Source organism: Pseudomonas sp. 9Ag (genome assembly GCF_902506445.1).
Classification (GTDB): domain Bacteria; phylum Pseudomonadota; class Gammaproteobacteria; order Pseudomonadales; family Pseudomonadaceae; genus Stutzerimonas; species Stutzerimonas stutzeri_AB.
In genome coordinates, this window is the sequence record NZ_LR733836.1 from 4,028,812 (window position 1) to 4,052,189 (window position 23,378).

23 protein-coding genes are annotated in these 23,378 nt (G+C 61.9%); 8 read left to right on the plus strand and 15 right to left on the minus strand.

Annotation, left to right across the window (positions count from 1 at the left end; genetic code table 11):
• Positions 1-49: 49 nt before the first annotated feature.
• Both phoR and ALTERO38_RS18390 read left to right on the plus strand, forming a co-directional pair.
• A complete protein-coding gene (phoR, locus tag ALTERO38_RS18385; protein ID WP_159969257.1) occupies positions 50-1,351 on the plus strand; it encodes a phosphate regulon sensor histidine kinase PhoR in 1,302 nt (433 codons plus the stop codon).
• Between the two features lie 98 nt (positions 1,352-1,449).
• A complete protein-coding gene (locus tag ALTERO38_RS18390) occupies positions 1,450-2,793 on the plus strand; it encodes a hemolysin family protein (RefSeq protein WP_159969258.1) in 1,344 nt (447 codons plus the stop codon).
• A gap of 81 nt (positions 2,794-2,874) precedes the next feature.
• On the opposite strand, the gene ALTERO38_RS18395 is transcribed toward ALTERO38_RS18390, so the two are convergent.
• The gene (locus tag ALTERO38_RS18395; protein WP_102837776.1) at positions 2,875-3,771 is read right to left on the minus strand and encodes a peptidoglycan DD-metalloendopeptidase family protein; all 897 of its coding nucleotides are present in this window, start codon (positions 3,769-3,771) and stop codon (positions 2,875-2,877) included.
• A gap of 163 nt (positions 3,772-3,934) precedes the next feature.
• Positions 3,935-4,849 (minus strand): response regulator, encoded by a 915-nt coding sequence (locus ALTERO38_RS18400; RefSeq protein WP_102837834.1) that lies wholly within the window; start codon positions 4,847-4,849, stop codon positions 3,935-3,937.
• Positions 4,850-5,033: 184 nt separating this feature from the next.
• On the opposite strand from ALTERO38_RS18400, the gene ALTERO38_RS18405 reads away from it, so the two are divergent.
• Positions 5,034-5,828 (plus strand): universal stress protein, encoded by a 795-nt coding sequence (locus ALTERO38_RS18405; RefSeq protein ID WP_159969259.1) that lies wholly within the window; start codon positions 5,034-5,036, stop codon positions 5,826-5,828.
• A gap of 166 nt (positions 5,829-5,994) precedes the next feature.
• Here the strand turns inward: ALTERO38_RS18405 and ALTERO38_RS18410 are convergent, their stop codons facing one another.
• The gene (locus ALTERO38_RS18410; RefSeq protein WP_159969260.1) at positions 5,995-6,768 is read right to left on the minus strand and encodes a ParA family protein; all 774 of its coding nucleotides are present in this window, start codon (positions 6,766-6,768) and stop codon (positions 5,995-5,997) included.
• Between the two features lie 139 nt (positions 6,769-6,907).
• Here ALTERO38_RS18410 and ALTERO38_RS18415 point away from each other — a divergent pair, with 139 nt between their 5' ends.
• Positions 6,908-7,972, plus strand: a complete 1,065-nt coding sequence (locus ALTERO38_RS18415; protein WP_256663918.1) for a transporter substrate-binding domain-containing protein — start codon at positions 6,908-6,910, stop codon at positions 7,970-7,972.
• Between the two features lie 12 nt (positions 7,973-7,984).
• Here the strand turns inward: ALTERO38_RS18415 and ALTERO38_RS18420 are convergent, their stop codons facing one another.
• The 3 genes from ALTERO38_RS18420 to ALTERO38_RS18430 form a co-directional block, all read right to left on the minus strand.
• Positions 7,985-8,779 carry a thymidylate synthase gene (locus tag ALTERO38_RS18420; RefSeq protein ID WP_159969261.1) on the minus strand — a complete coding sequence of 265 codons (795 nt, stop codon included), beginning with the start codon at positions 8,777-8,779 and terminating at the stop codon, positions 7,985-7,987.
• 108 nt (positions 8,780-8,887) lie between these two features.
• A complete protein-coding gene (gene lgt / locus ALTERO38_RS18425) occupies positions 8,888-9,688 on the minus strand; it encodes a prolipoprotein diacylglyceryl transferase (RefSeq protein ID WP_159969262.1) in 801 nt (266 codons plus the stop codon).
• An 11-nt stretch (positions 9,689-9,699) separates the two neighbouring features.
• Entirely contained in the window at positions 9,700-10,482 is a 783-nt protein-coding gene (locus ALTERO38_RS18430) for a sulfite exporter TauE/SafE family protein (RefSeq protein WP_159969263.1), read from the minus strand.
• A 159-nt stretch (positions 10,483-10,641) separates the two neighbouring features.
• Here ALTERO38_RS18430 and ALTERO38_RS18435 point away from each other — a divergent pair, with 159 nt between their 5' ends.
• Complete coding sequence (locus ALTERO38_RS18435; protein ID WP_159969264.1) at positions 10,642-11,421, plus strand: NRDE family protein; 780 nt, start codon at positions 10,642-10,644, stop codon at positions 11,419-11,421.
• Here ALTERO38_RS18435 and ptsP read toward each other — a convergent pair.
• Entirely contained in the window at positions 11,418-13,691 is a 2,274-nt protein-coding gene (ptsP, locus tag ALTERO38_RS18440) for a phosphoenolpyruvate--protein phosphotransferase (protein ID WP_159969265.1), read from the minus strand. The two genes, ALTERO38_RS18435 and ptsP, sit on opposite strands and share 4 nt — an antisense overlap.
• A gap of 19 nt (positions 13,692-13,710) precedes the next feature.
• Positions 13,711-14,190, minus strand: a complete 480-nt coding sequence (locus ALTERO38_RS18445; protein ID WP_102837835.1) for an RNA pyrophosphohydrolase — start codon at positions 14,188-14,190, stop codon at positions 13,711-13,713.
• Between the two features lie 179 nt (positions 14,191-14,369).
• Between ALTERO38_RS18445 and ALTERO38_RS18450 the strand changes: the two genes are divergently transcribed.
• The gene (locus ALTERO38_RS18450) at positions 14,370-15,023 is read left to right on the plus strand and encodes an HAD family phosphatase (RefSeq protein WP_159969266.1); all 654 of its coding nucleotides are present in this window, start codon (positions 14,370-14,372) and stop codon (positions 15,021-15,023) included.
• 8 nt (positions 15,024-15,031) lie between these two features.
• Here ALTERO38_RS18450 and ALTERO38_RS18455 read toward each other — a convergent pair whose 3' ends face one another.
• Entirely contained in the window at positions 15,032-15,472 is a 441-nt protein-coding gene (locus tag ALTERO38_RS18455) for a DUF2269 family protein (protein ID WP_102837786.1), read from the minus strand.
• 21 nt (positions 15,473-15,493) lie between these two features.
• Positions 15,494-17,008 (minus strand): threonine ammonia-lyase, biosynthetic, encoded by a 1,515-nt coding sequence (ilvA, locus tag ALTERO38_RS18460; protein WP_148923958.1) that lies wholly within the window; start codon positions 17,006-17,008, stop codon positions 15,494-15,496.
• A gap of 173 nt (positions 17,009-17,181) precedes the next feature.
• Here ilvA and rpiA point away from each other — a divergent pair, with 173 nt between their 5' ends.
• A complete protein-coding gene (gene rpiA / locus ALTERO38_RS18465; RefSeq protein WP_159969267.1) occupies positions 17,182-17,853 on the plus strand; it encodes a ribose-5-phosphate isomerase RpiA in 672 nt (223 codons plus the stop codon).
• Between the two features lie 121 nt (positions 17,854-17,974).
• Here rpiA and ALTERO38_RS18470 read toward each other — a convergent pair whose 3' ends face one another.
• The 3 genes from ALTERO38_RS18470 to ALTERO38_RS18480 all read right to left on the minus strand — a co-directional run bounded on the left by ALTERO38_RS18470 (position 17,975) and on the right by ALTERO38_RS18480 (position 21,066).
• Positions 17,975-18,886 carry an SdiA-regulated domain-containing protein gene (locus ALTERO38_RS18470; RefSeq protein ID WP_159969268.1) on the minus strand — a complete coding sequence of 304 codons (912 nt, stop codon included), beginning with the start codon at positions 18,884-18,886 and terminating at the stop codon, positions 17,975-17,977.
• A gap of 102 nt (positions 18,887-18,988) precedes the next feature.
• Positions 18,989-19,654, minus strand: a complete 666-nt coding sequence (locus tag ALTERO38_RS18475) for a fumarylacetoacetate hydrolase family protein (RefSeq protein ID WP_159969269.1) — start codon at positions 19,652-19,654, stop codon at positions 18,989-18,991.
• 17 nt (positions 19,655-19,671) lie between these two features.
• The gene (locus tag ALTERO38_RS18480) at positions 19,672-21,066 is read right to left on the minus strand and encodes an FAD-binding oxidoreductase (RefSeq protein WP_159969733.1); all 1,395 of its coding nucleotides are present in this window, start codon (positions 21,064-21,066) and stop codon (positions 19,672-19,674) included.
• A gap of 197 nt (positions 21,067-21,263) precedes the next feature.
• Between ALTERO38_RS18480 and serA the strand changes: the two genes are divergently transcribed.
• Entirely contained in the window at positions 21,264-22,493 is a 1,230-nt protein-coding gene (gene serA, locus ALTERO38_RS18485) for a phosphoglycerate dehydrogenase (protein WP_102837837.1), read from the plus strand.
• An 85-nt stretch (positions 22,494-22,578) separates the two neighbouring features.
• On the opposite strand, the gene ALTERO38_RS18490 is transcribed toward serA, so the two are convergent.
• Together ALTERO38_RS18490 and ALTERO38_RS18495 are read right to left on the minus strand one after the other, a co-directional pair.
• Positions 22,579-22,860 carry a hypothetical protein gene (locus ALTERO38_RS18490; protein ID WP_159969270.1) on the minus strand — a complete coding sequence of 94 codons (282 nt, stop codon included), beginning with the start codon at positions 22,858-22,860 and terminating at the stop codon, positions 22,579-22,581.
• 114 nt (positions 22,861-22,974) lie between these two features.
• Complete coding sequence (locus ALTERO38_RS18495) at positions 22,975-23,304, minus strand: hypothetical protein (RefSeq protein WP_159969271.1); 330 nt, start codon at positions 23,302-23,304, stop codon at positions 22,975-22,977.
• Between the last annotated feature and the right edge of the window lie 74 nt (positions 23,305-23,378).

Genomic DNA, 23,378 nt, shown 5'->3' on the forward strand with positions numbered 1-23,378 from the left:
TTGTAGATTCATTCTGGCCGGCCCCAAGCTGCCTCAAGGAGCGTTAGCGGTGAATCAAGACTGGCAAGGCGCCCTGGTGCGCCGCCTGCTGTTGATATTGGCTGGATGCCTGCTGGCGGGCCTGGTCACAGGCGAATATGCCTGGGCGCTGGTCATCGGCCTCACCGGCTACCTGGCCTGGACCCTGCGCCAGATCCGCCGTTTGCTGCTGTGGCTGAAGAGCGATCAGACCGACCAGCCGCCGCCAGACAGCCATGGCATCTGGGGCGAAATCTTCGACAACCTGTACCAGCTCCAGCGCCGCGACCTGCGTCTGCGCGCCCAGTTGCAGTCGGTGATCGACCGGGTACAGGGCTCAACCACTGCACTCAGGGATGCGGTGATCATGCTCGACAGCGACGGTAATCTGGAGTGGTGGAACCCTGCTGCCGAGCGCCTGCTGGGCCTGAAGAAGCCGCAGGATACCGGCCATCCGGTAACCAACCTGGTGCGCCACCCAAGCTTCAAGGAATACTTCGAAAAAGGACGCCACGAAGAGCCACTGGAGCTGTCCTCGCCCGTCAACGACAGGCTCTGGCTGCAGGTCACCATCACCCGCTACGGCAACAGCGAGCACCTGATGGTGGTGCGCGACATCACCCGGCTGCATCTGCTGGAACAAATGCGCAAGGACTTCGTGGCCAACGTATCCCACGAGCTGCGTACGCCGTTGACGGTGATCGCCGGCTATCTGGAAACGATGCTCGAACATACCGACGAAATGCCCGCCCGCTGGCCGCGTGCGCTGAACCAGATGAATCAGCAGGCCGGGCGCATGCAGCACCTGCTCAACGACCTGTTGCTGCTGGCCAAGCTGGAGGCAACCAATCCACCGACCAACTCACAGCCGGTAGCTGTCGCGACATTGCTGCAGTCGATCAAGGGCGACGCCCAGGCACTGTCGGCCGAGCGCAACCATCGAATATTGCTGGAAGCAGACCCAACCCTGCTGCTCAAAGGCAGCGAGAGCGAACTGCGCAGTGCCTTCTCCAACCTGGTGTTCAATGCCGTGAAATACACGCCAGACCATGGCGAAGTGCATATTCGCTGGTGGTGCAACGAACACGGCGCCCACCTGGCGGTGCAGGATTCCGGCATCGGCATCGAATCCAAGCATCTGCCGCGCCTGACCGAACGCTTCTACCGAGTCGATTCCAGTCGCGCCAGCAACACCGGCGGCACCGGCCTCGGCCTGGCGATCGTCAAGCACGTGTTGCTGCGCCATCAAGGCCGCCTGGACATCAACAGCACGCCCGGCAAGGGCAGCACCTTCACCTGCCACTTCCCGTTGAGCCAGGCCACGGTGCAGTGACCGCTGCGCGGCCGGCCGAAACCTGACGCCCAATGGCGCCTTGAAATAACCCCGGGCCGGCCCCATCCTTGGGCCGTCTTCGACTACCCGACACCCTAATGGACCCTTCCCCCGCTAGTTACGCCGCTTCATCCTATTTCGCCGACTTCGGCATGATTCTGTTTGCACTTTTCCTGGTCTTGCTCAATGGCTTCTTCGTGGCGGCCGAGTTCGCCATGGTCAAGCTGCGCGCGACCAAGGTCGAGGCCATCGCCAAGCAGCATGGCTGGCGCGGGCATATCCTGCGCAAAGTGCACAGTCAGCTGGATGCCTACCTCTCGGCCTGCCAGCTGGGAATTACCCTCGCCTCCCTGGGTCTCGGCTGGGTCGGTGAGCCGGCCTTTGCTCACTTGCTGGAGCCGGTCATGGCTGCCGTTGGCATCCAGTCCCCGGCGGTCGTGCATGGCATCGCCTTTTTCACGGCGTTTTTCATCATTTCCTATCTGCATATCGTCATCGGTGAGCTGGCGCCCAAGTCTTGGGCGATCCGCAAGCCCGAGCTGCTTTCGCTGTGGACGGCCGCACCGCTGTACTTGTTCTATTGGGCGATGTACCCCGCCATCTACCTGCTCAACGCCAGCGCCAACGCGATTCTTCGGGTAGCCGGCCAGGGTGAGCCCGGCAGTCATCATGAACACCACTACAGCCGCGAAGAGCTGAAGCTGATCCTGCATTCGAACCGTGCCCTGGACCCGGCCAACCAGGACATCAAAGTGCTCGCCTCGGCAGTCGAGATGAGTGAGTTGGAGGTGGCGGACTGGGCCAACTCCCGGGAGGACCTGGTTCAGCTGGAACACAGTGCCTCGCTGGCAGAAATCCTCGACGTGATCCGCCGCCATAAGTACAGCCGCTACCCTGTATATGACAGCGAGCAGGGTGACTACATCGGGCTGCTGCACATCAAGGACTTGCTGCTGGCGTTAGCCAGCGACGACCAGTTGGCCCAGCACTTCGTGCTCAGCGACATACTGCGACCCCTGGAACGGGTGCCGCGCTATCTGCCGCTCAACGTGCTGCTGGAACAATTCCGCCAAGGCGGAGCGCACTTCGTGCTGGTTGAAGAGGGCGACCATAAGGTAGTGGGCTTCCTGACCATGGAGGACGTGCTGGAAGTGCTGGTCGGCGACATTCAGGACGAGCATCGCAAGACCGAGCGCGGCATCCTCGCCTATCAGCCTGGCAAGTTGCTGGTGCGCGGCGACACGCCGCTGTTCAAGCTGGAGCGCCTTCTCGGTATCGACCTGGACCATATCGAGGCCGACACCTTGGCAGGGCTGATCTACGAAACCCTCAAGCGCGTCCCGGAAGAAAACGAGGAGTTGCTGGTCGACGATCTGCAGATCGTGGTCAAGAAGATGCGCGGCCCGAAGATCGTGTTGGCCAAGGTGTTGAAGCAGGAATAGGCCAGCTAGCTTTCAGCTGCGGTTCGAGCGCTAGCGTCGGGCTTTTGCTTTCGACCCATGACTAGGAGCTTGCAGCTACCCTTAGTCCCCACCAACCGCGAAATTCGGCAGGCTGTTGACTGGCTGGGCGAAATCGAAGGGGATCGACTCGACCGCCAGGCCGACGTTGCGCTGGACGACGAAATGCAGATGCGGGCCGGTGCTGTTGCCGGTATTGCCCGAGCGCGCCAGCAGGGAACCGGCTTCGATGCGCTGACCTTCGCCAACACTGACCGAGCCTTTCATCAGGTGCAGGTAGACGCCCATGGTGCCGTCATCATGCAGCACACGGACGAAGTTACCGGCCGGGTTGTTGCCTCGTCCGCTCTGGGCGTTCTCGATCTTGACCACCATTCCGCCCCGCGCCGCGATGATCGGCGTACCCTCGGGCATGGCGATGTCGGCGGCGTACCGACCTTTCGGGGTGAAGTGGCTGTACTTGCCGTTGGCGCCCTGAGTCAGGCGGAACGGGCCGCCGCGCCAGGGCAGCGGATACTTGTAGGGCTTGGGTAACAGGCGTGGATCGCCGAGCGCGTGGCGCAGCTTGGGGGTGTATTTCAGCGGCTTGGAAGGGTCGAGTGGGGCCAGGGTCGCCAGGCGGATCTGGCTGCGCGGCGGCAGCACCCAGCGGATTGGCTTGTCCGGTGCGCCGACGGCGTTCTGCACGCCCGTCAGTTTGAGCTCCACATCGACCGGGGCGAACAGGTCGTTGCGCACCACGAGGGTTTCGCCGCCGGCATGCTTGCGGGTTTCCAGCTTTACCTGGGTGTCGAGCTTCTCGACCATTCGATCACTGAAGGTGAACACGCGCGCACCCGGTGCAGCCTGGTCGCTGTAGGTGACCACGCCGTTGGCGTCGGTGTACTTGTAGATGGTGAGGGCCGAGGCAGGCATGGCCAGCCAGAACAACCCAAGAGCAAGAAAGGTGCGCCCCAACATAACGGCAGACTTCATGTGGTTATGTGTCAGAGGACGGCAGACTAACAGCGCAGCGGTGTAAGCGCGAGCCACCGACTGTCAGCCTGTGAAATGGTTCATCGCATCAATGGGTTTTTCGGACAGTCGGTCGCACTGCTCGCATTCTCAACCGCCTCGGCGGTCCTTAAGCGCCCGGCACGAAGTGACGCTGAGCGGTGCCCCGAGCGATCAGCCGGGACAGGTAATCGAGCTTTTGCGGATCGCGATCGACGAAGCGAAAGGTCAATTGCAGCCACTCACTGTCCGGCTTGGGTTCCAGCGCTGCGACCGCGTGCAGATAGCCATTGAGGCGCGCCACCTCCCCGCCTTCGCCCTGCTCCAGATCGAGCACTGCGCTCTCCAGCACCTGCGGTAGCGTCTCACCGCGCCTGACCACTAGCAGCCCCTCTTTAAGACTGAGGGCCTTGATGACGCACGCAAGCGTCCCGCTCGCCAGGCGCAGCTGGCCTTGGCCGCGACCGCCACTGGCTGCTGTTGGTTTGGCTGCGCCCGGCTGCACGAGCGGCGCGGCGAAACCGGGCGCCGGTGACACGGCCGCCGCAGCGGATGCCGGCTTGATGACTTCAGCCTTACCGCCCGTCAACGCAGCCAAGGAATCGTTAGCCATGCCGGTGTTGGTCGGCCGTGCTGGTGCGCTGGCAGCCAACGCACCGAGCTTGCCGGCCCTTCCAAGGGCCTTGCGGACCTTGGTGGTCAATTGTTCGTTGGAGAATGGCTTGCCGATGAAATCGGACACACCGGACTGGATCGCCTGCACCACGTTTTCCTTGTCGCCACGGCTGGTGACCATGATGAACGGGGTGGTTTTGAGCTTTTCCTGAGCGCGGCACCAGGTGAGCAGTTCAAGGCCGGACATTTCCGGCATTTCCCAATCGCAGAGGATCAGGTCGAAAGAATCGCGATCGAGCATCTGCTGGGCCTTACGCCCGTTCACAGCGTCCTCGATACGAATCCCCGGGAAGTGGCTACGCAACCCTTTCTTGATCAAATCCCGAATGAAGGGTGCGTCATCCACCACCAGCACACTGACCTTGCTCATCACTCGCTCCTGCATGAATGGCCGCCAGCATAGCGTCAGCAGCCCGATGAAAAAAGCGTTCCAGATCAAAGCGGCGGCCAGCCTCTTTTTTGTGCACACAAAGGACACCTGCTCCTGATCAGGACAACGCCTGGATCTGCCCGGCATACTGCAGCCATTTCGCTCAGCAAACCGCGAGGCCGCCATGGTTCAGCATATTCTTGTCGCCCACGATCTCAGCCCCGAGGCCGACCTAGCCTTGAGCCGCGCGGCGCAGTTGGCGCAGCAAACCGGAGCCCGACTGAGCGTGCTGCACGTTCTGACAGGCCAGCCGGACGCGAAGGAGCAGCAGCATGCACAGGTTTATCTGCACACAACGCTTGAACGCCACGGCCTTGCTCAGCTGCAGCCCTGGATCCGCGAGGGTCGCGCAGCCGAGGAAATTCTTACCCAAGCCGCTGGGCTGGAAATCGACTTGCTGATAATGGGCCGCCACCACCGGCAGTCGCCGCAAGGCTTCGCCGGCACCACGCTGGAGCAAGTCCTGCAGCGCTGCCCCGCGCCGCTACTGTTGGCGGTCACGCCGGCAGCCCCCTACTCACGCGCGCTGGCTGCGCTGGATTACTCCGGCTGCGCCAGTCGCGCACTGCAGTCGGCGTGGCAGCTGATGTCCGCCGGGAGTGCTCTCACCGCACTGAATATCTATGAGTCATCGGAAGTGCGCCCGCCGGAATCAGCCGAGCTGACGCTGCAGCACGAACTCTTCGATCAGCTTGTCGCGGATCTTCGCCGGAACTTGGCCGATACCGGTGCCCAGTTGCAGTCGAGCTTACGGTACGGTGAGCGCAACAATTGTCTAGACTCGGCCATTGCGGCGGTGCAACCACAACTCCTGGCACTGGGCAGCCACAGCCGTGGCACGATGAGCGAAGCGCTGCTCGGCAGCCTTACACGAGAGTATCTCGACCAGCCCCCCTGCGACGTGCTGATCGCTCACTGACGCCCGGGCGGGCCAATAGATTTTGCGAGCGGACAACTCTGACGGAACCGTCCCGCTGCGCGCTGCGGTTGCGCCTGCACAAAACCTTGCGACGTTTAGCGCTAAACAAGAGCGACGCGCCTTGGCCGCCGCATCGAGGCGCGAAAAAGCAGTCCGTGAATTTCGATCAGCCCGCGTTTTCCAGATATGCGTGCAACTCGACGAACTGCTGCGTCAGCTTGTGCCGTGGGTCGAGGTGGATCAGCGGCGTGCATACCTGATGCGACTCACGCATGCGCACCGAACTCATCAGGTGCACCGGTAGTACGGGTAGCCCCTCGGCCAGCAGTTCGTCGATCATCTGCTGCGGCAGGGCCGCGCGCGGCTGGAACTGGTTGACGACGATACCTTCGACTCGCAGCGCTTCATTGTGGTCTTCCTGCAGCTCCTCGATTTCCTCGAGCAGGCTGTACAGCGCCTGCCGGGAAAAGCTGTCGCAGTCGAACGGTATCAGGCAGCGGTCCGCAGCTATCAGGGCCGACAGGGTAAAGAAGTTCAGCGCCGGCGGCGTGTCCAGATAGATGCGCTCGTACTCTTCAGAGAGGCTTTCCAGCAGCTTTCGCAGCTTGTTGATCTTGTGCTTGGCTTCGAGCTTGGGCTGCAGATCGGCCAATTCGGCGGTGGCGGTAATCAGGTGCAGGTTTTCGAAGCGGGTTTCGGTGATCGGTGGGCGAGCCTTTTTCCCTGCGGGCCCTCCCGCCAGGATCTGCTTGAAGTAGTCGGCGATCCCCGTCGGCAATTCGTCGCCGGTCAGGCCGGTGAGGTAATGGCTGGAATTGGCCTGCGCGTCCAGGTCGATCAGCAGCGTGCGATAGCCTTGCGCTGCGCTGACTGCAGCCAGGTTGCAGGCAATGCTGGACTTGCCGACACCGCCCTTTTGATTGAATACGACCCGTCGCATGCTCCGTCCTCTGATCATGGTTTCACCGGAGTCTATACAACGCAGATGGCACTCTGGCGACTTTCCTGGACCGAAGGCGCCGCAGTGCTCCCGCCTAGCTTTGCTACCCTTGGCGCATAACGACAACGAGGAAAGTCATGTGCCGAGGTTTCTGATCGTTTTGCTGTTCGCCTTATTGAGTCAGCAGGCCACTGCCCAGTCACAAGGCGAGGTGTTGCGTGTGGGCATCACAGAGGTGCCGCCCTTCGTCATTCAGGAGGCCGATGGCCGCTGGAGCGGCATCAGTATCGATCTGTGGCAAGCCATCGCCGAGCAGGCCGGATATCGCTACGAATTGCAGCCCATGGCGTTCGATCAGCTGCTGCCAGGACTTCAGCAGGATCAGCTGGATGTGGTGGTCGGCGCGCTGACCATGACCGCCGAGCGCGAGGCGCTGGTGGATTTCACCCACCCGTTCTACCGCACGGGGCTGGCAATCGGCGTTCCGCCAGCCCAGCAGGGCAGTGGCTGGGGCGCCGTTCGAGCCCTGTTTTCCTGGCAATTCGCGAGCCTGGTGCTGGGCCTGGGCGCGTTACTGCTGCTGGTCGGCGCGCTGCTCTGGCTGTTCGAGCGCCGGCGCAACCGCGAGCAGTTCGGCGGCAGTTCGGTCGAGGGGCTAGGCAACAGCTTCTGGTGGGCAGCGGTCACCATGACCACCGTCGGCTATGGTGACAAGGCGCCGGTTACCCTCGGCGGTCGCCTGATCGCCATTGTCTGGATGTTCGCTGCATTGATCATGGTGTCGACCTTCACCGCGGCCGTGACCAGTACCTTGACGGTTGGCAGCCTGAAAAGCGGGCTGCAAGGGCCGGACGATCTGCGCGGCGCTCACGTAGCGACGGTAGACGGCACCGTCAGCTCCGACTATTTACAGCACCACCGCGTGCGCACCACCGCCTTTTCCGACCTCAGTCAGGCGATTCAAGCCGTGATCGATGGAGAGGCCGACGCTGTCGTCTACGACCAGCCGATCCTTCAGTACCGAAACACCGAGCGGCAGGGCGAGGACTTACGACTGCTGCCCGGCACCTTTGAAGATCAATCCTATGCCTTTGCCGTGCGCGCTGGCAGCCCGTACCGGGAGCGGCTGAGCCAGGCGATTCTGGATATCACCAACAGCCCCCGCTGGCCGGACATGCAGGCACGCTACCTGGGCGGGCAATAGAGCAAGGGCGTCTCAGACGGCAACCGGGGCCTTGATGTGTGGATGGGCTTCGTAGCCGACCAGTTCGAAGTCCTCGAAGCGGAAGGCGAACAGATCCTTTACCTCGGGGTTGAGCTTCATGGTCGGCAGCGGCAGCGGCTCGCGGGTCAACTGCAGGTCGGCCTGCTCCAGGTGATTGGCATAGAGGTGGCAATCACCGCCGCTCCAGATGAATTCACCGGGCTGCAGGTCGCACACCTGCGCCACCATCAGCGTCAGCAATGCGTAGCTGGCGATGTTGAAGGGCACTCCGAGGAAGATGTCAGCCGAGCGCTGGTAGAGCTGGCAGCTGAGCTTGCCGTCCGCCACATAGAACTGGAACAGCGCATGGCATGGCGGCAGCGCCATCTGATCGACCAGCGCCGGGTTCCAGGCTGACACCATCAGGCGCCGCGAATCCGGGTTTTTCTTGATCATCTCCACCAGCTTGCTGATCTGGTCGACCGACTCGCCGTTGGGCGCCGGCCAATTGCGCCACTGGTAGCCGTAGACCGGGCCGAGCTCACCGTTCTCGTCGGCCCACTCGTCCCAGATCCGCACCCCATTGTCCTGCAGGTACTTGATATTGGTATCGCCCTGCAGGAACCACAGCAGTTCGTGAATGATAGATTTCAGGTGGCACTTCTTGGTCGTCACCAGCGGGAAACCGTCCGCCAGGTCGAAGCGCATCTGATGACCAAATACGCTATAGGTGCCAGTGCCGGTGCGATCGCTCTTGAAGGTGCCGTGCTCGCGCACATGGCGCATCAGGTCGAGATACTGTTTCATCGATGGGCTCGAAGCGGGCGCCGGGGCGCGGTGAGAGAAATGCTGCAAATAGTAAAAGCCGACGTCCGGCTTGTCGCGCTCATGGCGACGAAGCCGGACGGTGTGCGATCAGGCGGCCGCCTTTACCGGCTCGTGACGGTAGCCCCAGGCAATCATGCCAAGACCGATTAGGATCATGGGGATGCACAGCACCTGCCCCATGGTCAGCCAGCCAAACGCCAGGTAACCGAGCTGGGCGTCGGGTACGCGAACGAATTCGACAATGAAGCGGAAGATGCCGTAGCACACGGCGAACAGGCCGGACACCGCCATGGTCGGCCGCGGTTTGCTCGAGTAGAGCCAGAGAATGACGAACAGGGCCACGCCTTCCAGGGCGAACTGGTAGAGCTGCGACGGGTGCCGCGCCAGCTGTTGCGGATCGGTCGGGAAGACCATCGCCCAAGGCACATCGGTCGCCTTGCCCCAGAGTTCGGCATTGATGAAATTACCGATGCGCCCGGCGCCCAGCCCAATGGGGACAAAGGGGGCAATGAAGTCCATCAGCTCGAAGAATTTCTTGCCGTTGCGCCGGGCGAATATCCAGGTGCACAGCAGTACGCCCAGCAGACCACCATGAAACGACATGCCACCCTTCCAGACCTGGAAGATCAGCGTCGGATCGCTGATATAGGACGCCAGATCGTAGAACAGTACGTAGCCCAGCCGACCGCCGACGATCACGCCCATGGCCACCCAGAACACCAGGTCGGAAAGCTTGTCCTTGTCCCAGGTGGGATCGAAACGGTGCAACCGACGCGATGCCAGCAGCCAGGCACCGCCGATGCCGAACAGGTACATCAGGCCATACCAGTGGATTTGCAGCGGGCCAAGCGACACGGCCACAGGGTCTATCTGCGGATAAGGCAGCATCCGGGTTTTCCTCAGATCAAGAAATTGATACCTACGCCCAACAACAGCAGCGCGAACAGGCGCCGCAGCATTGATGCGGACAATCGATGCGCCAGATTAGCGCCGACACGGGCAAAGAACATGCTGGTGATGGCGACGCCGACCAGCGCTGGCAAATAGACGTAGCCGACGCTCCAGTCAGGCAGATGCGCATCGTGCCAGCCAACAACCGCGAAGCTCAATGCACCGGCGATGGCAATCGGCAAACCGCAAGCTGCCGAGGTGCCCACTGCCTGCTGCATCGGTACGCTGCGCCAGCTGAGGAAGGGCACGGTCAACGAACCGCCGCCGATCCCGAAGATGGCCGATGCCCACCCTATTACTGCGCCTGCAGCGGCCAGCACTGGCCGGCCCGGTACACCGGCACTGGCCTTTGGCTGCAGTGAAAAACCCATCTGCACCGCCATGGCGATGGCGAACAAACCGATGATCTTCTGCAGCAGCGGGCCTTGAATCGACGCCGCCGTCAGGCTTCCCAGCGCCGCGCCGAACAGAATGCCAAGCGTCAGCCAGAGCACCACGGGCCACTGCACGGCGCCCTTGCGATGGTGCGTCAGAATCGAGTTCATCGAGGTAAAGACGATGGTTGCCAGCGAGGTGCCGACTGCCAGATGGGTAAGGATCTGTGGGTCGAAGCCCTGCGCTGTAAAGCTGAACACCAGCACCGGAACGATGATCAGGCCACCACCGACACCGAACAGCCCTGCCAGTACACCAGCGAATCCGCCCAGAAGCAGATAAAGCGCGAACTCCATCGAGCCACCTTGAAAAACAAAGCGGCATGTTAGCGGAAAAACGCTAGCGGGGCGGAACGCGGCAATCCTCTGAAACGTAACCAGCGTCCTGCCGATGTGGCGTGGGCGCTGCGTTTTCGTCTAGCCTCGACGCGTCCTTGCTACTGAGTCCGGTTTCTCATGTGCTTGATCGTATTCGCCTGGCGCCCCGGCCATGCACAGCCGTTGATCGTCGCCGCCAACCGTGACGAATTTCATGCGCGCCCCAGTCTGCCGCTGGGGCATTGGAACGACGCGCCGCAGGTCGTAGCCGGTCGCGACCTGCAGGCAGGCGGCACCTGGATGGGTGTAACCACGGATGGACGCTTCGCTGCGCTGACCAATATTCGTGCGCCCGGCGCCCCTCTTGGCGAGCGCTCGCGAGGCGAGCTGCCCGAAAGCTTCCTGCGGGGCGCGCAATCGCCGGCGCACTATCTGCAGGAGCTGACCCGCCGTCTCGGTCAGTATTCCGGCTTCAACCTACTGGTCGGGAATCTCACCGAGCTCTGGTATCTCAATTCAAAGGAAGCAACGCCCCGCGCTCTATCGCCAGGCGTGTACGGTCTGTCCAATGCCGCCCTGGATACGCCCTGGCCAAAGCTGCTGAGCACTCGATCGGCGATAGAGGCCTGCCTCGGTGCGCCGAAACGCGACCGGTTGCTTGAGATCATGAGCGACTCACGGCCCGCCGAGGATGCCGAACTGCCCACTACCGGCATCTCGCATGAGATGGAGAAGCTGCTGTCGAGCGCGTTCATTGCCAGTCCGGACTACGGCACCCGTGCCATCACCCTATTGGTCCGCCGCGCGGACGGTTCCATGAGCATGACCGAGCGCCGTTTCGACGCGAAGGGTGTGAGCGGTGAAACAGAGATAGACCTGCCGCCGACGACAACTGAGCCCGCAAAGGTGTCGGGTTAGATCGCGGCAGATGGATTAACCATGCGATCAAGACCGAGATTGCGCAGCGTCAGCTGCACGGTGGCGTGGATGACCTGCGGGCTGTCCATCTTCATCACCTTGGCCAACAGCTCATTTGCCGTAACCGAACTGATCTGACGCAGCATCCACTTCACCTTTGGTAGGTTGGTGGCGTTCATCGACAGGCTGTCGAAGCCCATCGCCAGCAGCAGGATGGCGGCACCGGGGTCGCCGGCCATCTCACCACAAATGCTGACCGGCTTGCCTTCCTCGTGGGCCTCGCGAACCACCCGTTGCAGCGCTTCGAGCACAGCCGGGTGCAGGTAATCGTACAGGTCAGCGACGCGCGGATTATTGCGGTCCACCGCCAGCAGATACTGAGTCAGGTCGTTGGAGCCTACCGAGAGGAAGTCGACCTGACGCGCCAGCTCGCGGGTCAGGTAGACAGCCGCTGGCACCTCGATCATGACGCCCACCGGCGGCATTTCGACGTCGGTGCCCTCATCGCGTACCTCGCCCCAGGCACGATGGATCAGGTGCAGTGCCTCTTCCAGCTCGCGGGTGCCAGAGATCATGGGCAGCAGAATGCGCAGGTTGTTCAGCCCGGCGCTGGCCTTGAGCATGGCGCGGGTCTGCAGCAGAAAGATTTCCGGATGATCAAGGGTGACGCGAATCCCGCGCCATCCAAGGAAGGGGTTTTCTTCCTTGATCGGGAAGTACGGCAGGCTTTTGTCGCCGCCAACGTCGAGGCTGCGCATGGTCACTGGCAGCGGGTGGAAGGCCTGCAGCTGTTCGCGGTAGATCGCCATCTGCTCCTTCTCGCTGGGGAAGCGCTCCTTGATCATGAAGGGCACTTCGGTGCGATACAGGCCCACGCCTTCGGCGCCGCGCTCCTGCGCGCGCACCACATCGGCGAGCAGACCGGTATTCACCCACAACGGGATGCGCAAACCATCGGTGGTCTCGCATGGCAGCTCGCGCAGCACGTCGAGCCCTTCGGACAGCTGCCGCTCCTGCTCGGCCAGAACCAGGTATTGCTCGCGCAGGACCTTGGCCGGGTTGGTGATGATCTCGCCACGGGTGCCGTCGATGATCAGCTCGATGCCATCGACCTTCGAATATGGCAGGTCAACCGCCCCCATCACCGTGGGAATTCCCATGGCCCGCGCCAGGATCGCCACGTGTGAGTTGCTAGAGCCGAGGACCGAAACCATGCCCATCAACTTGCCTTCAGGCACCTCGCCGAGCATCGCCGGGGACAGCTCCTCGCTGACCAGAATGGTGTTGTCCGGGTAGGTCAGGGTCTGCTGGCGGGCCTGCTGCAGGTAGCCGAGCAAACGTCGGCCGATGTCCTTGACGTCCGAGGCGCGCTCGCGCAGGTAGGCATCGTCCATCATTTCGAAACGGCCGACGTGGTCGCTGACGACCTGACGCAGCGCGCCTTGGGCCCATTGGCCCGTGCGGATAACCTTGGACACCTCGCCGCCGAGTGCGGAGTCATCCAGCATCATCAGATAGACGTCGAACAGCGCACGCTCTTCCTTGCGCATCTGGGTCGCTAGCTTTTCGGACAGCGCACGCATATCGGCTCGCACTGCTTCGAGCGCAGCCTCGAACAGCACCAGTTCAGCCGGGATGTCCTCAATCGTCTTGTCCGGCACCACATCGAGGTCAGCGGGTGGCAGAACGACGACAGCGGTACCCACTGCCGCGCCAGGCGCGCCGGGAATACCGATAAAGCGGGTTTCCTGGATGCCCTTGCCCTGCCGGCCGAGGCCGCGGATCGACCCGGTCGCCTCGGCATGAGCGATAACACCGGCGAGCTGTGCACTCATTGTTACGAGGAAGGCTTCTTCACCCTCGTCGAACAGGCGTTGTTCTCTCTGCTGGATGACCAGAACACCCATCACCCGCCGGTGGTGGATGATCGGTGCGCCGAGAAAGGAGGCGTAGCGTTCTTCGCCGGTTTCAGCGAAATAGCGATAGCGCGGATGCTCACACGCATGCTCCAGGTTGAGCGGTTCCTCGCGCGTGCCAACCAAACCGACCAGACCCTCATTCGGCGCCATGCTGACTTTGCCGATGGCCTTCTTGTTCAGGCCTTCGGTGGCCATCAGGACAAAACGCCCGGATTCGGGATCGAGCAGGTAGACCGAGCAGACGTGGCTGGCCATGGCCGCCCGAACTCTCAGCACGATAATGCCCAAGGCCGCCTTGAGGTCCTTGGCAGCGTTTACTTCCTGGACGATCTTGCGCAGCGTGCCGAGCATGCTCAGGGGCTTTCTCCCGTCAGTCCCGCGCCAGGAGGCGCGGAGCGAGTTCTTTTAAGGCGCGACGGTAAACCTCGCGCTTGAAGGTGACCACCTGCCCCAACGGGTACCAGTAACTGACCCAGCGCCAGCCGTCGAACTCGGGCTTGCCGGTCAGATCCATACGAACCCGGTCTTCGGCACCGGTAAGGCGCAGCAAGAACCATTTCTGCTTCTGACCGATACACAGCGGCTGACTATGAGTACGCACCAGCCGCTGAGGCAAGCGATAGCGCAGCCAGCCACGGGTGCAGGCGAGAATCTTGACGTCCTGCTCTTCCAGGCCGACCTCTTCGTTCAACTCGCGAAAGAGCGCCTCCTCCGGCGTCTCGCGCGGGTTGATTCCGCCTTGCGGAAACTGCCAGGCATCCTGATTAATCCGCCGGGCCCACAGCACTTGCCCGACATCATTGGTCAGGATGATGCCGACATTGGGGCGAAAACCATCGGAGTCGATCACGGCATACAACCTCGCAAACGCATATCGCGGCATTGTTCCACAAAAACGTGAAAAGCAGAAAGCGCGCATGGAAGCCATTGATCTACCGGCTCCGATCCTCGATCCGAACGCTCGCCGGCTGCCATCTATCGAGCGATACCGCTATGCTTCACCCCCCTTTATCCCCCGAGGAACGCAGCGTGCGCCTGGCTCTTTTCGATCTTGATAACACCCTCCTGGCCGGTGACAGCGACCACGCCTGGGGCGAGTTTCTCTGCCAGCGCGGGCTGGTCGACGCCGAGGCGTATCGCGCCCGCAACGATGCCTTTTATCAGGACTATCTAGCCGGCGCGCTGGATGTTCAGGAGTATCAGAATTTCTGCCAGGAGCTGCTGGGCCGCAGCGAGATGCCGCAGCTGCAGCAGTGGCACGCCGAGTTCATGCGCGACCACATCGAGCCCATCGTCCTGGCCAAGGGTGAGGCACTGGTGCGTCGGCATCATGAAGCCGGCGACCGGGTGGTGATCATCACTGCCACCAACCGCTTCATTACCGGGCCAATCGCCAAGCGCCTGGGCGTCGATACGTTGCTGGCCACCGAGTGTGAGATGCAAGAGGGACACTACACCGGTCGATTGACCGACGTGCCCTGTTTTCAGGAGGGCAAGGTGACGCGCATTGAACGCTGGCTCATGGAAAATGACCAGAGCCTGGATGACAGCTATTTCTACAGCGACTCGCGCAACGATCTGCCGCTACTGGAGCGCGTCAGCCATCCGGTAGCGGTCGATCCGGACCCGACCTTGAAGGGCATCGCCGAGCAACGCGGCTGGCGCATCATCAGCCTGCGCTGACCTCAGCCTTAGACCGGCTTGGCGCCCATCAAACCCATGATGGCGACCAAAATCAGCAGGATCAGACCCGCATAAACCAGCGCAAAGCGCGGCAGGCGCGCCGGCGCTGGGGCATCGCCCAGCGCTTGCCAGGCACGCAGGCGGCCGCTGAGCAGCAGGCCTAGTGGCACCAGAACCAAGAACAGCACCGAGCTGGCCAGCAACCATAGCTGACCGAGCGGAAAACCTGCCAGGTGCGCCAGCCACCAGCCGGTCACCGGAAGCAACAAGGCAAACACCGCCAGCAATGGCAGCGACATCAACCGGGTGCGGCGCAGCTTGTTCTGCAGCACCACCGGATCGGCCCGCCGCCAGGCTTTCCACAGCATGATGATGTGGGCAATCAGCCCCAGCGTGAGGAGAATCGCCAGAGCGGCGTGCGTCATGTTCAGCAGTTGGTAATGTTCCATCGATCCCCGCGGTACGGCTGGTCAGCCGAGAAAAAGTTGGTAGGCCGGATTGTCTGTTTCGTCCCAGTAGCGATAGCCGATCTTGTCCAGTGCGGCCGGCAACAGGTGACGGTCTTCGGCAGGTACCTGCAGGCCGGCAACCACCCGCCCGTCAGCCGCGCCGTGATTGCGGTAGTGGAACATCGAAATATTCCAGCGCCCGCCGAGATTGTTGAGGAAGTTGAACAGCGCGCCCGGACGCTCCGGGAATTCGAACCGATAGACCACTTCATCACTGACGCCAGAGGCGTGCCCCCCGACCATGTGCCGGGTGTGCAGCTTGGCCAGTTCGTTGTCAGTGAGATCAAGCACGGGGAAACCCTTCGCCCGCAACCCATCCACCAAGGCCATCCGCGGATCGTTTTCCGGATGGGTCTGCACACCGACAAAGATGTGCGCCTCACGGTCTTCGTGGTAGCGGTAATTGAATTCGGTAATCTGGCGCTTGCCGATGGCCTCGCAGAATGCCTTGAAGCTGCCAGGCTCCTCGGGAATGGTCACCGCGATGATCGCCTCGCGCTTCTCGCCAAGCTCAGCGCGCTCCGCCACATGACGCAGCCTATCGAAATTCACGTTGGCGCCGGAATCGATGCCGACCAGCACCTGATGCTCAATGCCCTCGCGCTCCACATAGCGCTTGATACCGGCCACTGCCAGCGCACCTGCTGGTTCGGTGATTGAGCGGGTATCGTCGTAGATGTCCTTGATCGCCGCGCAGATCTCATCGGTGCTGACCGTGATCACCTCATCGACGTAGTGCTGGCAGATGTCGAAGGTGTACTGACCGATCTGCGCCACCGCCACCCCATCGGCGAACAAACCCACCTGCGGCAGCACCACACGCTCGCCCGCAGCCATCGCCTGCTGCAGGCAATTGGAATCGTCCGGCTCGACGCCAATGACCTTGATGTCTGGCTTGAGGTATTTGATGTACGCAGCGACGCCAGCAATCAAGCCGCCCCCACCGACCGGCACGAAGACCGCATCAAGCTGACCCTGATGCTGGCGAAGGATCTCCATCGCCACGGTGCCTTGCCCGGCAATCACGTGCGGGTCGTCGTAGGGGTGGATATAGACGTAACCCTTTTCCTCGACCAACTTCAGTGAGTAGGCCAACGCCTCGGGAAAGGCATCCCCGTGAAGCACCACCTTGCCTCCACGTGCACGCACGCCCTGCACCTTCAGTTCCGGCGTGGTGCGCGGCATGACGATGGTCGCCTTGATGCCCAGCTCACGGGCCGCCAGGGCCAAGCCCTGCGCATGGTTACCGGCCGACGCAGTAACCACGCCGCGCGCCAGCTCCTCGGGTGACAGCTGTGCCAGCTTGTTATAGGCACCGCGAATCTTGAAGGAGAACACCGGCTGCAGATCTTCGCGCTTCAGCAAAATCTGATTACCCAGCCGTTCAGAAAGCTGGCGGGCAGGCTGCAACGGGGTTTCCACCGCAACGTCATAGACGCGCGAGGTGAGGATCTTCTTGACATACTGTTCGAGCATCGTGAGCTATCTTGGCGGGCCTTGCGGGGCAGACGAGTCTACTCTGCGAAAAACGCCGCGACCACCGGCAATCCGCGCACAAAACAGCCGTACAGTCTCGCAGGCAAGACCCGCTGACGAGCCCCCGCTATACTCTCGCCCCACGACTTACTTACCGACCGGACCTTTACGCCATGACCCAGGATCAACTCAAGCAGGCCGTCGCCCAGGCCGCTGTCGACCTCATCGTGCCGCAGCTCACCGACCGCAGCATCGTCGGCGTCGGCACTGGCTCCACCGCCAACTTCTTCATCGATCTGCTGGCCAAACACAAAGGATTCTTCGACGGCGCCGTAGCCAGTTCCGATGCCACCGCCGAGCGCCTGAAAGGCCATGGCATTCCGGTCTACGACCTGAACTCCGTAGCGGATTTGGAGTTTTACGTCGACGGTGCCGACGAGACCAACAGCCATCTGGAGCTGATCAAGGGCGGCGGCGCAGCCCTGACCCGCGAGAAGATCGTCGCTGCAGTGGCCCGCACCTTCATCTGTATCGCCGATGGCAGCAAGCTGGTCGAACGCCTCGGCGAATTTCCCCTGCCGGTGGAAGTAATTCCGATGGCCCGCAGCCACGTCGCGCGCGAACTGGTCAAGCTGGGCGGCGACCCCGTCTACCGTGAGGGTGTGGTGACCGACAACGGCAACGTCATCCTTGACGTGCACAATCTCATGATCGGCTTCGCCCCGGATGTCGAAGCGCAGATAAACAACATCGTGGGCGTGGTCAGCAACGGGCTGTTCGCCGCCCGCCCGGCCGACGTCCTGCTGCTGGGCACAACGGACGGGGTTCAGACGCTCAAGCGCTGACCTCTCGCGGCAGGCTCCATCAGCCCGGTGCGCGCCCCCACGGCCGCATCCGGCGCCGCAAGTGGTCATCGCTGATCACCTTTGATGGTAGTAGTTATGCTTCGGCGATCTGAATCGGAGGTCAGCGTCGCCGACTGAACACATAGAAGCGGTTCGGCTCCGCTACGACGTAGATGTTGCCTTGCCCGTCCATGGCTACACCTTCAGCCTGGTCGATGCCCTCCACCAGACCATTGAGACCGCCGAGCAGCCTGATGAAGCTGCGTGGCCGCCCCTGCAAGTCAAGCTCGACCAGCAGACGCGACTCGTCGGAAAGCATCAGGGTATGCCCGGTACGCGGGTCGATGGCTACCGACGAGATATCGCGTACCAGCAGCGGCTGGTCAGGGAGCGACTCAAGGGCGCCGGCAGCGCCGTCTTCTCCAGGGAAGGGCAGTTCGAACAAGCCCTGCGGATCGCGCTCCTTGGCCAGCAGCATGCGCTGGGTGCGCGGATTCCAGGCCAGTCCTTCGAAGCCTTTGTTTCCGGCGCCGTCGAAACCCAGGTCATAGGTGGCGAGATCCTCGAGATCGAGGCTCTCCACCCCAGGCGCCAACCGGAACACTGCAACCAGTCGGCGCCGCTCATCGACGATACCGAGCTGTCCGTTATCCAGAGCTTCGACCGCCTCAGGATCCGAGAATCCGGTCAGGGTGATGCGCCGCAGCACCACGCCGCCGGGGGAGAATTCCACGAGCTGGGGGTTTTGTCCGGTGACGGTGAACAGCGTCCCGGTCTCTGCGTTCCAGGTCAGGCCTGAGGTTTCGTCTTCCTCGAGGCCGGACAAAGTGGTCTCCAGCGCCAGTTCATAGTCCGGCAACCAGATGCTCGCCGCGCGGGCGCTGGCATCGACAGTTTGCTCCTGCCAATAGAGCTTCAATTGGTCATTCCAATGCAGCATCCAGCCGGCCAGCAAGGCCATTGCAATGGTAAGAAACAGCGAAGTGTAGAGGAACAGGCGTAGGCGGGAACGTCGGACGGCAGACTCAGGCATGTAGGCAAACCCAGGGAGAGCGTGCGATTACAGCATGACCGTCACAGGGAGGATAGAGCGCTGCGGGCCGGATACGTCAGGCGTACCCGGCTCATATGCACGTTAAAGCACGCGGCTCTCGAAGCGCGACAGCCCGACCAGCTCCACTACCAGGTCGTCGCCCTGATTGAGAGGACCGACCCCCGCCGGCGTGCCGGTCAGCACGACGTCGCCAGGCTGCAGGCTGAAGTGCCCGGCAATGTGCTGCAAAAGCGGCAGAATGGCATTGAGCATCTGGCTGCTGTTGCCGTCCTGACGGACTTCACCGTTGATGGTCAGGCGGATACCGATGTCGCCGAGGTCATCCACCGCATCGCCCGGCACGAAGGGTGCCAGCACACAGGCGCCGTCAAAGCTCTTGGCGATCTCCCACGGGTGGCCCTTTTCCTTCAGCTTGGCCTGCACGTCGCGCAGGGTCAGGTCCAGAGCGGGAGCGAAACCGGAGATCGCATCGCGAACCTCCTCTTCGTTCGGCTTGCGCGACAGCGGCTTGCCGATCAACACGGCAATTTCCGCCTCGTAGTGCACGGAACCACGGTCCGCTGGAATGCTGAAACCACTGTCCAGCGGCACGGTGCAGCTGCCGGCCTTGATGAACAGCAATGGCTCGGTCGGCACCGGGTTGTTCAGCTCTTTAGCGTGCTCGGCGTAGTTTCGGCCGATGCAGACGACCTTGCCCAGCGGGTAGTGGATGGTCGTGCCGTCGGTGTACTGGTGCTTGTAGGTCATGGAGGGTTCCTGTCTGTTCAAACAGCGAAGATCTTGCCCGGATTCATGATGCCGTTCGGATCGAAGGCAGCCTTGACCGCCTTCATGTACTCGATTTCCACCGGCGAGCGGCTGTACTCGAGGTAGTCGCGCTTGGTCATGCCCACGCCGTGCTCGGCGGAGATCGAACCGTTGTACTTCTGTACGGTTTCGAACACCCACTTGTTGACGGTGGCGCACTTGCCGAAGAACTCGTCCTTGTCCATCGCATCCGGCTTGAGGATGTTCAGGTGCAGGTTGCCGTCACCAATGTGCCCGAACCAGACGATCTCGAAATCCGGGTAATGCTCACCGACGATGGCGTCGATTTCCTCGAGGAAAGCCGGCACCTTGGCGATGGTCACCGAGATATCGTTCTTGTACGGCGTCCAGTGGCTGATGGTCTCGGAAATGTACTCGCGCAGTTTCCATAGGTTCTGCAGCTGCTGCTCGCTCTGGCTCATCACGCCGTCGAGCACCCAACCTTCGTTGACACAGTGCTCAAAGGTCGCCAGCGCCTGATCGGCGCGCTCGTCGGTGGTGGCTTCGAATTCCAGCAGCGCGTAGAACGGGCAATCGGTTTCGAACGGTGCCGGCACGTCGCCACGGCCGAGCACCTTGGCCAGTGCCTTGTCGGAGAAAAACTCGAAGGCGGTCAGGTCCAGCTTGTCCTGGAAAGCGTGCAGCACCGGCATGATCGACTCGAAGTCCGGCGTGCCCAGCACCAGCGCTGTCAGGTTGGTCGGCTGACGCTCCAGGCGCATGGTCGCCTCGACGACGAAGCCCAGCGTGCCCTCGGCGCCGATGAACAGCTGGCGCAGGTCATAGCCGGTGGCGTTCTTGATCAGGTCCTTGTTCAGCTCGAGCAGATCGCCTTTACCAGTGACGACCTTCAGCCCCGCCACCCAGTTACGGGTCATGCCGTAGCGAATCACCTTGATGCCGCCAGCGTTGGTGCCAATGTTGCCGCCGATCTGGCTGGAGCCGGCCGAGGCAAAATCCACTGGGTAGTAGAGCCCCTTGTCTTCGGCAAACTGCTGCAGCTGTGCGGTGACCACCCCCGGCTGGCAGACAGCTGTGCGATCCATCTCGTTGAATTCGAGAATCTGGTTCATGTAGTCGAACGAGACCACCACCTCACCATTAGCGGCGACCGCGGCAGCAGAGAGACCGGTCCGGCCGCCAGATGGCACCAGCGCGACCTTGCGCTCATTGGCCCAGCGCACGATCGCCTGCACTTGCTCGATGCTCTTCGGGAACACGATGGCCGAGGGTGCCGGGGCGTATTGCTTGGTCCAGTCCTTGCCGTAGGTATTCAGCGAATCGGCATCGGTCAGCACCTTGCCAGGCTCGACCAGGGTCTTCAGCTCGTCGATCAGGGCGAGATCGGTCATCATGGGAACTCTCATTCGATTCATGGTCACCCTGAGCACGCTTCAGCTCAGGACAGGGGGTGTTTCGAGGGGCCTGTATGCTAGCATACGCACCCTTTTGAAACGTGCCTCGGCAGCTCCCGACACCGCTGATACCGGGTCGGCCAGCCTTCGCTGGACACTTCGTCCTTCACTCCGGCCTTAAGGTTTTAATGCAGATGAGCCAGACCTCTCTCGACAAGAGCAAGATCAAGTTCCTTCTTCTCGAAGGCGTGCACCAGAACGCTGTCGACACCCTCAAGGCCGCCGGTTACTCCAACATCGAGTACCTCAAGACCGCGCTGACCGATGCGGAACTGAAGGAGAAGATCGCCGACGCCCATTTCATCGGCATCCGTTCGCGCACCCAGCTCACCGAAGAAGTCTTCGACGCGGCGCAGAAACTGATCGCCGTCGGCTGCTTCTGCATTGGCACCAACCAGGTCGACCTCAATGCCGCCCGTGAACGCGGAATCGCGGTGTTCAACGCGCCCTACTCCAACACCCGCTCGGTGGCCGAACTGGTGCTGGCCGAAGCCATCCTGCTGCTACGTGGCATCCCCGAGAAGAACGCCTCCTGCCACCGCGGCGGCTGGATTAAGTCTGCGGCCAATTCTTTCGAGATCCGCGGCAAGAAGCTGGGCATCATCGGTTACGGCTCCATCGGCACGCAGCTGTCGGTGCTCGCCGAGAGTCTTGGCATGCAGGTCTTCTTCTATGACGTGGTGACCAAGCTGCCGCTGGGCAACGCCACTCAGATCGGCTCGCTGTACGAACTGCTGGGCATGTGCGACATCGTCTCCCTGCATGTTCCCGAACTGCCGTCCACTCAGTGGATGATCGGTGAAAAGGAAATCCGCGCCATGAAGCAAGGCGCCATTCTGATCAACGCCGCGCGTGGCACCGTTGTAGAACTGGATCACCTGGCCGCCGCGATCAAGGATGAGCACCTGATCGGCGCCGCCATCGATGTATTCCCGGTCGAGCCCAAGTCCAACGACGACGAATTCGAGAGCCCCTTGCGTGGTCTTGACCGCGTGATCCTGACCCCGCACATCGGCGGCTCCACTGCCGAAGCCCAGGCCAACATCGGCCTGGAAGTCGCGGAGAAGCTGGTCAAGTACAGCGACAACGGTACCTCGGTGTCCTCCGTCAACTTCCCTGAAGTCGCCCTGCCCTCGCATCCGGGCAAGCACCGCCTGCTGCATATCCACGAGAACATCCCGGGCGTGATGAGCGAGATCAACAAGGTGTTCGCCGACAACGGCATCAACATCTGCGGTCAGTTCCTGCAGACCAACGAAAAGGTCGGCTACGTGGTAATCGACGTGGACAAGGAATATTCCGACCTGGCGCTGGAAAAGCTCCAGCACGTCAACGGCACGATCCGCAGCCGCGTACTGTTCTAAACACAGCACTGGCGGCACCGAACGGGAGGCTCAGGCCTCCCGTTTTCGTTTGCCGCTTGGGCTGAAACAGATCCGCCTCGTTTGATCAGTTAGAGGCTGGGTCCCGATTCTCGCTCGAGCGGGCGTCTGGCCGAACAGGTTGCGACGGGTTCTCGACCGGGATTACCGGCGGCGCCTCAGGCAGCGACTCCAGCGTTGGTGGTCGTGGCTGGCCGTGACTTTCACCCTCGATCACGCCCTGGCGTGGCTCACGTGAGTCCAACGGATGCTCGCGAGCCTTTTCCGGGTGCGTCGGGCCGGTTCCGGCGGCGATCGCCAGCGGCGCTGTTATCAGTATCGATGCGCATAACCAGATGCGTGTGACCATGATCTTCTCCCCATCATCAGCCCTCTACGGCCAGCCGCGACGGCGGGCGCTGACGGCTGCGCAAGAAAAAAGCCCCAGCAGGGCCGGGGCTTTTCATCTAGCTGCGACGGCAAGTCAGTTGCCAGTGGCACTGTTCCCCGTAGCGGTGGTATTGCCGACACTGGTACCTGTCTCAGCACCGGGGCCTGCCGTCTCACCGTCAACTGTGGTGCCTGCTCCGGTTGTCAATCCAGTGCGGTCGGTGTCGTCGGTGGTTTTGCCATCCATCATGGTGTCGTCATGAGCGCCATCCATCTTGCCGTCATGAGTGCCGCTTTTCATTGCACTGCTTTTCGAATCGTAGGCGTCCTTGTCGTGCATGGCGCCGTTATCAGTAGTGCCAGCAAAAGCAGAAGCAGACATCAGGCCGGCCAGTGTCAGCGCGGCGAGCTTGGTCGTTTGCATGATCGCTCTCCAGTTCAAGGGGTTCACCTAATACGGCAATGGTGGTGGAAATAAATTTCACCTTGCTGCATGAC

What these genes read in the sequence shown, in the direction of transcription:
- ALTERO38_RS18390 (WP_159969258.1), top strand. Translation starts at nt 1,450, where the DNA reads ATGGACCCTTCCCCCGCTAGTTACGCCGCTTCATCCTATTTCGCCGAC.
- ALTERO38_RS18395 (WP_102837776.1), bottom strand. Translation starts at nt 3,771, where the DNA reads ATGTTGGGGCGCACCTTTCTTGCTCTTGGGTTGTTCTGGCTGGCCATG.
- ALTERO38_RS18400 (WP_102837834.1), bottom strand. Translation starts at nt 4,849, where the DNA reads ATGAGCAAGGTCAGTGTGCTGGTGGTGGATGACGCACCCTTCATTCGG.
- ALTERO38_RS18405 (WP_159969259.1), top strand. Translation starts at nt 5,034, where the DNA reads ATGGTTCAGCATATTCTTGTCGCCCACGATCTCAGCCCCGAGGCCGAC.
- ALTERO38_RS18410 (WP_159969260.1), bottom strand. Translation starts at nt 6,768, where the DNA reads ATGCGACGGGTCGTATTCAATCAAAAGGGCGGTGTCGGCAAGTCCAGC.
- ALTERO38_RS18420 (WP_159969261.1), bottom strand. Translation starts at nt 8,779, where the DNA reads ATGAAACAGTATCTCGACCTGATGCGCCATGTGCGCGAGCACGGCACC.
- lgt (WP_159969262.1), bottom strand. Translation starts at nt 9,688, where the DNA reads ATGCTGCCTTATCCGCAGATAGACCCTGTGGCCGTGTCGCTTGGCCCG.
- ALTERO38_RS18430 (WP_159969263.1), bottom strand. Translation starts at nt 10,482, where the DNA reads ATGGAGTTCGCGCTTTATCTGCTTCTGGGCGGATTCGCTGGTGTACTG.
- ALTERO38_RS18435 (WP_159969264.1), top strand. Translation starts at nt 10,642, where the DNA reads ATGTGCTTGATCGTATTCGCCTGGCGCCCCGGCCATGCACAGCCGTTG.
- ptsP (WP_159969265.1), bottom strand. Translation starts at nt 13,691, where the DNA reads ATGCTCGGCACGCTGCGCAAGATCGTCCAGGAAGTAAACGCTGCCAAG.
- ALTERO38_RS18455 (WP_102837786.1), bottom strand. Translation starts at nt 15,472, where the DNA reads ATGGAACATTACCAACTGCTGAACATGACGCACGCCGCTCTGGCGATT.
- ilvA (WP_148923958.1), bottom strand. Translation starts at nt 17,008, where the DNA reads ATGCTCGAACAGTATGTCAAGAAGATCCTCACCTCGCGCGTCTATGAC.
- rpiA (WP_159969267.1), top strand. Translation starts at nt 17,182, where the DNA reads ATGACCCAGGATCAACTCAAGCAGGCCGTCGCCCAGGCCGCTGTCGAC.
- ALTERO38_RS18470 (WP_159969268.1), bottom strand. Translation starts at nt 18,886, where the DNA reads ATGCCTGAGTCTGCCGTCCGACGTTCCCGCCTACGCCTGTTCCTCTAC.
- ALTERO38_RS18475 (WP_159969269.1), bottom strand. Translation starts at nt 19,654, where the DNA reads ATGACCTACAAGCACCAGTACACCGACGGCACGACCATCCACTACCCG.
- ALTERO38_RS18480 (WP_159969733.1), bottom strand. Translation starts at nt 21,066, where the DNA reads ATGACCGATCTCGCCCTGATCGACGAGCTGAAGACCCTGGTCGAGCCT.
- serA (WP_102837837.1), top strand. Translation starts at nt 21,264, where the DNA reads ATGAGCCAGACCTCTCTCGACAAGAGCAAGATCAAGTTCCTTCTTCTC.
- ALTERO38_RS18490 (WP_159969270.1), bottom strand. Translation starts at nt 22,860, where the DNA reads ATGGTCACACGCATCTGGTTATGCGCATCGATACTGATAACAGCGCCG.
- ALTERO38_RS18495 (WP_159969271.1), bottom strand. Translation starts at nt 23,304, where the DNA reads ATGCAAACGACCAAGCTCGCCGCGCTGACACTGGCCGGCCTGATGTCT.